Origin of the sequence: Kurthia gibsonii (genome assembly GCF_006539985.1) — a bacterium.
GTDB classification, from domain to species: domain Bacteria; phylum Bacillota; class Bacilli; order Bacillales_A; family Planococcaceae; genus Kurthia; species Kurthia gibsonii.
Genome location: NZ_BJOB01000062.1, coordinates 1 through 9,949 on the forward strand (window position 1 = coordinate 1; position 9,949 = coordinate 9,949).

A 9,949-nucleotide genomic window follows, 5' to 3' on the forward strand; every position below is an offset into this window, starting at 1 on the left:
CACTAACGCGTGTTAGCGACTTTAATATCTTAACAAAGCTTCAAGTTGTTGTCAACATATTTTTTATTTTTATTTTTCGTTGTTTTGTTAACAACTACTTTATACTACCATTTATGCTTCTAAGTTGTCAATAACTTTTTTAACATAATTTCCGAAGTATTATTTCGTTGATTTCAACGTTGTCTTAACGACATATATAAATATAATATATGTCGTTAAAAAAATCAAGAGTTTTTCTGAAATAATTTCAAAAGTTTTTTACCATCTACTATATAAAGTAAAATACCAACAATTATAATACTTCCACCTATGTACTGTGTAGCGATTAATTTCTCTGCAAATATAAAGTAAGCTAAAATAGATGCGCCTACTGGTTCAAACAAAATAGCAATTGAAATCGTATTAGCAGATACATATTTTAAAGCCCAGTTAAATAAGTTGTGCCCCAATAAATTTGGTACGATGGCTAATAACACAAACCAGAACCAATCTGTTGGTCTTGTAACAATAAAAGTTTCCCCTTTAGTCCATACATAAAGAGCTAATGTAATTGTACTAACTGTGTAAACAATCATTGTGTATGTTGTCAAACCTACTCGTCTTCTCACATCTTGTCCGAATAACATATAACCTGTTACAAATGCACATGCAATTAAAGCTAATATATCACCGTAAAAGGCTGTACCTCCTACTTTAAAATCTCCCCAACTAATTAATACACTACCTCCAATAGCAATTATCATTGCTAAAATCCCTTTTGCACCTACACGGTCTTTAAAGAAAAAATATGTACCAAAGACAGCAAATAAAGGTTGTAACGTTACTAATACAGTTGAACTCGCAACAGATGTATAGTTTAATGACTCAAACCATAAGATAAAATGAAACGCTAACAATACACCCGCAATCGAAGAAAAAATCCAATCTCTTTTAACAAGCTGTTTTAATTCGTGTACATAGCGGTTCAAAAATAACGGTAACATAATTAATACGGACAAAAACATACGATAAAAAGCTGTTGTACCAGCTGTTGTATCTGCTAACTTTACAAAGATTGCTGAGGCAGATACAGAGATTACACCAATAAAAATAACTATTAATGTATGCACTTTTGGGTTCTCCATGATGTATAACACTCACTTTCTATATAACTTTTTCCATTTTATAGTACAATAACCTAAAACACTCATCTATCATATCATAGGTAGTTATGTTGTACGATGCTTTATAAATACTTATTTGAAAGAGTTGATTTTATGGAATTTTTTGCAGATACAGCTTTTGTTTTAGAATCTACATTAAAAATGGCAATCGCTGCAATATTAAGTTTAATCATCGGGGTAGAACGTGAATTAAAGAAGAAACCTGTCGGTTTAAAGACATCACTTGTAATTGCAACATTTAGTTGTCTGTTAACAATTATCTCTGTACAAGCTGTTCATCAAGCAACGCCAGTTCCTGGTATTAACATTACAATGGATCCTCTCCGTCTCGCTGCACAAGTAGTTAGCGGTATTGGCTTCCTTGGTGCTGGTGTTATTTTAAGAAGAACTGACAATACAATTAGCGGTTTAACAACTGCTGCTATGATTTGGGGCGCAGCGGGTATTGGTATAGCAGTAGGTGCTGGATTTTATATACCTGCAATTTTATCTGTCCTTGTAGTCTTACTTGGAGTTGAAGTCATTGCACCCATCTTTACAAAGTTTGGGCCGGAACGTCTTCGTTTACAAGACGTCCAAGTATTGATTCGATTGGAGAGTATGGATGATATTGAAAAAGTGATTAATTATTTAGAGAGTAATGAATTTATTATGGAGAAGCTAAAAATTAAGGACTTAGAATATCCAGATCATGTTGTTTACCATGAGATTAGTGTTCAACTCTCATTCGTTGAAAAAACAGATACTTTTGCTGTTTATAAAAAATTCAAATCACTTCCTTTTATTAATCATATTGAGGTAACTATTCTATAAGAAGAAAGAGGTTTCATATGAAAGAAATATTCCATTTATTAAAACAAGGTAATAAACCTTCTCTACTGGCTGCTATTGTCAATTTAGTTTTAGGTATTGTAAAAGGAGTTGCGTTTTTCTTTACAGGTAACGTTGCGATGTTCGCTGAAATGATGCACTCTCTAGGAGACGCAGCCAATCAGTTTTTTGTATTTATTGGTTCTGCCCTTTCAAAGAAAGCACCTACTCCAAAATTCCCAACTGGATTTGGACGCGTTGTTAATCTTGTCTGTCTAGGCGCCGTATTAATTGTTGGCATTTTAGCTTATGAAACAATTGTAGAAGGAATTAATCATATTGTTCATCCAACAACTTCTACAGGTTTATGGATTACAATTTCGGTTTTAGCAGTTGGAGTTATACTAGAAGGAAGTGTATTAATAAAAGCTGCAACTGAGATTGCACAAGATGCTGGAGAGAAAACAAATCCTCTAACAGCTATTCCAAAAGCGCTTAAACATTTAAAAAATGCGAAGCCTGCAACGAAACTCGTCTTCATGGAAGACTCTGTCGCTACAGGTGGTGGTGTCATCGCGATTATCTCAGTTGTGATTTCTCACTTAACTGGATTTGAGGCTGCTGAAGGTATTGCTTCTATCTTAATTGGTTTAATGATGTTCTATGTTGTAGGTACTGTATTTTTAGAAAACGCTCGTGGTGCAATCGGAGAAACAGATGAAGAAATGTTGAACCATATCGCTTACCTTGTATCAGATGACCCAAACATTCGGGACATTAAACGACTAGAAGTCATTAAAGAAGGTGAATTCCTACATGTAGAACTCATGGCAGAGGTTGACCCTACTTTATCTTTCGCATATGTTGATGATATTCGTGACCACTTAATGGAGATTCTACTAGCACAGAAGAAAGTATCGCGTGTTACAATTCTTTTTGATGAAGATGATGGCGTAACAAATTGGCGACATATTGGCGAAAGACCTGACCAACTGAAAACGAATGATTAGGAGGTTCATATGAGTCGAACACTATTAACTAGCGATATTCATGGCGAGTTATATCTTTTCAAAGAATTACTAGACCAAGTAAAATATGATGATTCAAAAGATCAACTTATTTTATTAGGTGACTATATAGACCGTGGACCAGCTTCAAAAGAGGTACTCGATTTTATTATGAAGTTAAAAGAACATGGGGCAAAAGTGTTGATGGGGAATCATGAACAAATTATGCTCGATGTGTTTGAAAAAGAAAATAAATACGAATGGGATTTTTGGCTTTATACAGCTGGGGGATTAGCAACAATGCGTAGCTATGGCTTTACTGAAAAAGATTTAAAGCAAGCTGGCGATTTACATGACTTTTCTTTGCAAGCTTTTTATGTGAAGATCTCATCAGACATTTAGAATTTATTCATCATCTAGATACATCAATTGAACAAGAAGATTATATTTTCGTTCATGCTGGTGTCGATCCGCATATCCCCTTCAATCAAAATACAAAAAAGAGTCTGCTTTGGATTCGAGATGAATTCCACCAAAAATATGAGGGGCAAAAAACAGTTGTTTTCGGTCATACCCCTACAAAGCATTTGCACCAAGACCGCTTAAATAATAAAATTTATTTTGGTGAAAACCGTATTATCGGCATCGATGGGAGCGCAACTTTTGGTGGCCAATTGAACTGTCTAGAGCTCCCTTCTCAAAAAGTCTATTTTGTTCAAAAATAACAAAATAGTTCATTTCTCTTTTTAGTAAAACGAAAAACCGGAACCGCGACACAACGCGATTCCGGTTTTCTTATATTCATATGATTGTTTTGGGAACAATTATACCCAGCCACGGAAGCGAGATGCTTCTGCTGTTTTACGAACGCCTACCATATAAGCTGCTAAACGCATATCAATATTACGTGAAGTAGCTACAGTATAAACATTATCAAATGCTTCTACCATCTTTTTAAGTAATTTTTCATTTACTTCTTCTTCTGTCCAGTAGTAACCTTGATTGTTTTGTACCCATTCAAAGTAAGAAACTGTTACGCCACCAGCACTTGCAAGTACATCTGGTACAAGTAAAATACCACGCTCATTCAGAATTTTTGTTGCTTCTGAAGTTGTTGGGCCATTTGCTGCTTCTACTACGATACTTGCTTTAATACGATGTGCGTTTTCTGCAGTAAGTTGGTTTTCAATCGCTGCTGGTACTAGAATATCACATTCTAATTCTAGTAATTCTTTGTTTGAAATTGTGTTTTCAAATAGAGTTGTTACGGTTCCAAAGCTGTCGCGGCGATCTAATAAATAATCAATATCTAAACCTTCTGGATCATAAAGTGCACCGTAAGCATCTGAGATACCAACTACCTTTGCACCTAAATCACTCATGAATTTTGCTAAGAAGCTACCTGCATTACCAAAACCTTGGATGACAATGCGTGCATCTTTAATATCAATGTTACGACGTTTCGCTGCTTCTTCAATGACGATTGTGACACCTTGTGCAGTTGCTTTATCGCGTCCTAAAGAACCACCTAGTACAATTGGTTTACCTGTAATGAATCCTGGAGAGTTGAATTCATCCATTCGGCTATATTCGTCCATCATCCATGCCATGATTTGAGCATTTGTGAAAACATCTGGTGCTGGAATATCTTTCGTTGGTCCTACAATTTGACTTGTAGCTCGTACATAACCACGACTTAGACGTTCTAGTTCACCCATTGACATTTGACGTGGGTCACAGATTACGCCACCCTTACCGCCACCATATGGTAGGTCTACAATACCTGCTTTTAATGTCATCCACATTGATAAAGCTTTTACTTCTTCTTCAGAAACATTTGGGTGAAAACGTACGCCACCTTTTGTTGGTCCTACAGCATCATTGTGTTGTGCACGGTATCCTGTAAATACTTTTACTTGCCCGTTATCCATTTTGACTGGAATACGCACTTCTAGCATACGAAGTGGTTCTTTTAATAATTCGTACATGCTTTCATCATAGCCAAGTTTTTGAAGAGCTTTTTTAATTACTTCTTGCGTAGATGTGAACAGGTTTAGATTTTCTGCCATTTGATTTTTTCGCCTCTTTACTATTTAATAATTTGCAATCATATGAGAAAGTATTTTTTTGGAAATTCCATCATATTGATTCGCACATATTGTAACACAGTTTAGTTCCATTTTCTCTTATTTTGGGTTTATTTTGAAAACACTTTTTGGATTCTTTCGATTGCCCAATCTAATTCTTCTTTTGTAATAACAAGAGGAGGAGCAAAACGGATAACTGTATCGTGTGTTTCTTTACATAATAGACCTAATTCCATCAATTCTTCACAGTATGGACGTGCTTCTACATCTAGTTCTAAACCGATGAATAAACCGCGACCACGTACTTCTTTAATATGTGGGTTTTTAATTTCACGTAATTTACCCATAAAGTATTCGCCTAATTCTTGAGAGCGTTCAGCTAATTTTTCATCTTTTAATACATTTAAAGCTGCAATTGATACGGCACAAGCAAGTGGGTTACCACCGAATGTTGAACCATGTGAACCAGGATTAAATACACCAAGTACATCTTTATCTGCTACAACACATGAGATTGGGAATACACCACCACCAAGCGCTTTACCTAGAATATACATATCTGGGTTTACATCTTCCCATTCACAAGCAAACATTTTACCTGTACGTGCAAGACCTGCTTGAATTTCGTCTGCAATAAATAGAACGTTATGTTCACGACAAAGTTCACGCGCTGCTTTTAAGAATCCAGCTGGAGGTAATACAATCCCTGCTTCACCTTGAATTGGTTCAATCATGAATGCTGCAGTATTCGGTGTAATTGCTTCTTTTAATTGTTCGATATCACCGTAATCTACTAATTTAATTCCTGGTAATAATGGACCGAATCCACGACGATATTCAGGATCTGATGTTAATGATACAGCTAACATTGTACGTCCGTGAAAGTTACCATTACATGCGATTACTTCTGCTTGACCATCTGGAACGCCTTTTACATCATATGCCCAACGACGCGCAGCTTTGAATGCTGTTTCAACAGCTTCTGCACCTGTATTCATTGGAAGAACCATTTCTTTACCTGTTAATTCGCTAACAGCTTCATACCATGGACCTAATTGATCTGAGTGGAATGCACGTGAAGTTAATGTTACACGATCCGCTTGATCTTTTAATGCTTGGATAATTTTCGGATGACGGTGTCCTTGGTTTACTGCTGAGTAAGCTGAAAGCATATCCATATACTTGTTACCTTCTGGATCTGTTACCCATACACCCTCTGCTTCTGAAATAACGATTGGAAGTGGTAAATAGTTTTTTGCACCGATTGAGTTTGTTTGTTCAATAATATTTTGTGTAATTGTCATCTTATTTTCCTCCTTGTTGTTTATATGTAAACGCTTTATAACAGTGGATAAAAATGAGGGGCGTAAAAACCCCTCATCCACATAAATTAAAATGCTTCTGAAACTGATTTTGATTGCATGTGTAATGTTAAGAAGTCTGGACCGCCTGCTTTCGAGCAAGTACCTGACATGTTATAACCACCGAATGGTTGGTAACCTACGATTGCGCCTGTGCAACCACGGTTAATGTATAAGTTACCTACGAAGAAGTCTTCGCGTGCACGTTCGATGTGTTCGCGGTTTGTTGAAATAACTGCACCTGTTAAACCGTATTCTGTATTGTTCGCAATCGCTAAACCTTCTTCAAAGTCTTTTGCTTTTGCAATCGCAACGATTGGTCCAAAGATTTCTTCTTGCATTAGACGAGCTGTTGGTGCAACGTCTACTACAACTGTTGGATGTACAAAGTAACCAACTGAATCATCTGCTGTACCGCCTACTACAATACGCCCTTCTTCTTTCGCTACATCGAAGTAAGAAGTGATTTTTTTGTATGCTGCTTCATCAATTACTGTTGCCATGAAGTTATCTGGGTTTGTTGGATCACCAATTGTTAATTCTTTTGTTAATTCTGTTACACGTTCTACCACTTGATCATATACATCTTCTACGATGACTGCACGAGAACAAGCTGAACATTTTTGACCTGAGAAACCGAATGCTGATTTTACAATTGCTTGTGCAGCTAATTCTAAATCCGCTTCTTTATCAACTAGGATTGTATCTTTACCGCCCATTTCAGCGATGACACGTTTAATCCAAATTTGTCCTTCATTTAATACAGAAGCACGTTGGTTGATGCGTAAACCAACATCACGTGAACCTGTGAATGATACAAAACGAGTACGTGGGTGATCTACTAAGTAGTCGCCTACTTCTGCGCCAGAACCTGGTACGTAATTCACTACGCCTGCTGGAAGACCTGCTTCTTCAAGAATCTCCATGAATTTGTATGCGATTACTGGTGTTGTTGAAGCTGGTTTTAATAGTACTGTATTACCTGTTACGACAGCCGCTACTGTTGTACCTGCCATAATTGCAAATGGAAAGTTCCATGGTGAGATGACTACGCCAACCCCCAGTGAACGGTAGTCAAATCTATTGAACTCGCCTGGACGTGAAAGAACTGGTTTACCGTCTTTTAATTCAAGCATTTGGCGTGCATAGTACTCGAAGAAGTCGATTGCTTCTGCTGTATCTGCATCTGCCTCTACCCATGGTTTACCTGCTTCAAGTGTCATCATCGCTGACATTTCATGGCGACGACGTTTTGTAATTTCGGCTACTTTGAATAGAATATCTGCACGAACTGCAGGATCTACTTTACTCCAAGTTTTGAATGTTTCGTCTGCAACTTGCATTGCTTTTTCAGCTAATTTTTGAGTTGCTTTCGATACTGTACCTACAACTTCAGTTTTCTTCGCTGGGTTATAAGAAGTGATTTTATCTTCTGTAACGATTTTTTCGCCACCAATAATTAATGGATAATCTTTTCCAAGTTCTTGTTGAACTTTTTGGATGGCCTCTCTATATGCTTGACGATTTTCCTCTTTCGAAAAATCTGTTAATGGTTCTGTTTTGTATGGAATCATTTCTAGTCCTCCTTTGTGTGTTAAAAAGAAAGCGCAAAAAATATTTGCGTTTATTTATCCTTTACACTTATAATAATGCAAGAGAATGTTGCGTTTTTCAAGAGAAAAATTGTAATTTTAACAAATTTTTTTACGGAGTGAGCGAAAATATGAAGAAAAACCTTGATTTAACAGTATTTTATGAATTTTTAACCGAACACTCGACAGTAGGGATTCATGCGATTAATGCACAGGGTCAAACGATTATTTATAATGAACAGATGAAAAAAATTGAAGGATTGAACTTAGAGGATATGTCAGATCGTTCCATCTTAGATGTTTTTCGTTTTAATAATGCAGATGAATCAACATTACTTTATGTGTTACAAACAGGTGAGCCTGTGTTGAATATTAAACAAACGTATTGGAATCATAATGGCCAAGAGATTACAACAATCAATGATACATACCCGGTTAAACAACATAATGAAATTGTCGGGGCTATCGAATTTGCACGTGATATTACCACACTTGAGAAATTAGTAAATCAACCTTTACAGCGTTACGGGGAACCCATTACATTTGATGTGATTACAGCTGTTTCACCTGAAATGAAGCGCGTCGTTCAAATTGCAAAAAAAGCTGCTATTGCAAAGTTACCTGTACTTTTAATTGGTGAATCAGGTACCGGGAAGGATTTGATTGCTGAAGGAATTCATTATGCAACTGTTCCAGTACCTGATGAATTTATTACATTATATTGCAATCGTTCTGATGAACATATGGTTGAGAAATTAACAAAGCAATTAGAAGAACATAACAGTTGTACAATCTTTTGCGAACGAATCGAATTTTTATCGCTTGAGCAACAAAAAGAGTTACTTCAAGTGCTTGAAACATATTCAACGGAACATCTTTTCATCGCAAGTGTTGGCAATGATCCCATTGATTTAATTGCTGAACAAGTGTTATTAAAAGATTTATACTATTTCTTTGCTTCTGTATCCATTACTGTACCACCTCTACGTGAGCGTTTGAGCGATATGGGACCTTTCATTCAAGACTATTTAGCACGTTATCGTCGCATTTTCGGTAGTCAGATTAAAGGTGTCACAAATGAAGTAGAACAACTTTTCCAGCACTACGACTGGCCTGGGAATTTGAAAGAACTTGAAGTGTTATTAGATGAGATGAGTACGATGATTTCGAATGAGGAGTATATTACGTATGACTTACTACCACATCATTTTAAATTAAAGGTACAAGAATATCGTGATAGTACGCCCCTTCACGCAGAGGATTTTGTTATCCAAGCAGAACAAGAACTGATGCCTTTAGACAATTATTTACGTGAAGCAGAGGCCTATTATTTAAATAAGGTACTTGATAAATACGGTCATAACATTACAAAAGCTGCTGAGGCACTTGGAATGAGTCGTCAAAACTTACAATATCGATTGCGTAAATTAAAAAATAATTAAATAAGGATTTAGTTTTCTTTTGAAGTATTTTACCCTATAATCAAACGAGAACATATATTCTCATTTGAAAGGGTGCTTTATTTTATGTGGAGAAAGATTGAATGCGTTGCAATTTATACACAAGATATTGAAAAATCGATTCGCTTTTATGAAATGCTCGGATTAACTAAATCATGGGATACTTTTCAAGATGAACAGAACAAGTGGAGACTTGTAGGAATGACTTTCCCTGATGGCAATTCAGAACTCGTTTTAAAAGATAATCCTGATTTACAATTTTCTGAAACCGAAATTATCGTATCGGATGTGCAAGAAACTTATGAAATGTTAAAAGACAATGAAGAAGTTATATGGATACGCACTCCTTTCCCCAATCACTTAGGGGGACATGTAGCGGTTATGCAGGCTCCTGATGAAAATGTATTTGTTTTAATCGGTAAATAACAGATTGTCACATATAAAAAGAAGAGCCCGGGACATAACAAAA

The 9,949-nt window shown here is 36.2% G+C and carries 8 protein-coding genes and 1 pseudogene; 5 read left to right on the plus strand and 4 right to left on the minus strand.

All coding sequences use genetic code 11. The features are described from left to right. Positions 1 to 224 precede the first annotated feature (224 nt). Positions 225 to 1,124, minus strand: a complete 900-nt coding sequence (locus tag KGI01_RS12545) for a DMT family transporter (protein ID WP_141274964.1) — start codon at positions 1,122 to 1,124, stop codon at positions 225 to 227. Positions 1,125 to 1,256: 132 nt separating this feature from the next. On the opposite strand from KGI01_RS12545, the gene KGI01_RS12550 reads away from it, so the two are divergent. The 3 genes and pseudogenes from KGI01_RS12550 (at position 1,257) to KGI01_RS14235 (ending at position 3,705) form a co-directional block, all read left to right on the plus strand. Beyond that, positions 1,257 to 1,976, plus strand: a complete 720-nt coding sequence (locus KGI01_RS12550; protein ID WP_141274965.1) for an MgtC/SapB family protein — start codon at positions 1,257 to 1,259, stop codon at positions 1,974 to 1,976. Positions 1,977 to 1,993: 17 nt separating this feature from the next. Beyond that, entirely contained in the window at positions 1,994 to 2,983 is a 990-nt protein-coding gene (locus KGI01_RS12555; RefSeq protein WP_141274966.1) for a cation diffusion facilitator family transporter, read from the plus strand. Between the two features lie 9 nt (positions 2,984 to 2,992). Then, a pseudogene (locus KGI01_RS14235) lies at positions 2,993 to 3,705 on the plus strand (metallophosphoesterase family protein). 99 nt (positions 3,706 to 3,804) lie between these two features. On the opposite strand, the gene KGI01_RS12565 reads toward KGI01_RS14235, so the two are convergent. From KGI01_RS12565 to pruA, 3 genes are all read right to left on the minus strand, one after another. Further along, entirely contained in the window at positions 3,805 to 5,049 is a 1,245-nt protein-coding gene (locus KGI01_RS12565) for a Glu/Leu/Phe/Val family dehydrogenase (RefSeq protein WP_141274967.1), read from the minus strand. A gap of 128 nt (positions 5,050 to 5,177) precedes the next feature. Then, entirely contained in the window at positions 5,178 to 6,371 is a 1,194-nt protein-coding gene (locus KGI01_RS12570; protein ID WP_087680050.1) for an ornithine--oxo-acid transaminase, read from the minus strand. 86 nt (positions 6,372 to 6,457) lie between these two features. Further along, a complete protein-coding gene (gene pruA / locus KGI01_RS12575; protein WP_141274968.1) occupies positions 6,458 to 8,002 on the minus strand; it encodes an L-glutamate gamma-semialdehyde dehydrogenase in 1,545 nt (514 codons plus the stop codon). Between the two features lie 149 nt (positions 8,003 to 8,151). On the opposite strand from pruA, the gene KGI01_RS12580 reads away from it, so the two are divergent. Then, positions 8,152 to 9,462: a sigma 54-interacting transcriptional regulator gene (locus tag KGI01_RS12580; RefSeq protein ID WP_141274969.1), complete on the plus strand. Its 1,311-nt coding sequence runs from the start codon at positions 8,152 to 8,154 to the stop codon at positions 9,460 to 9,462. Positions 9,463 to 9,546: 84 nt separating this feature from the next. Continuing rightward, positions 9,547 to 9,906, plus strand: coding sequence for a VOC family protein (locus tag KGI01_RS12585; protein ID WP_087680049.1), 360 nt, complete (start codon positions 9,547 to 9,549; stop codon positions 9,904 to 9,906). Positions 9,907 to 9,949 lie beyond the last annotated feature (43 nt).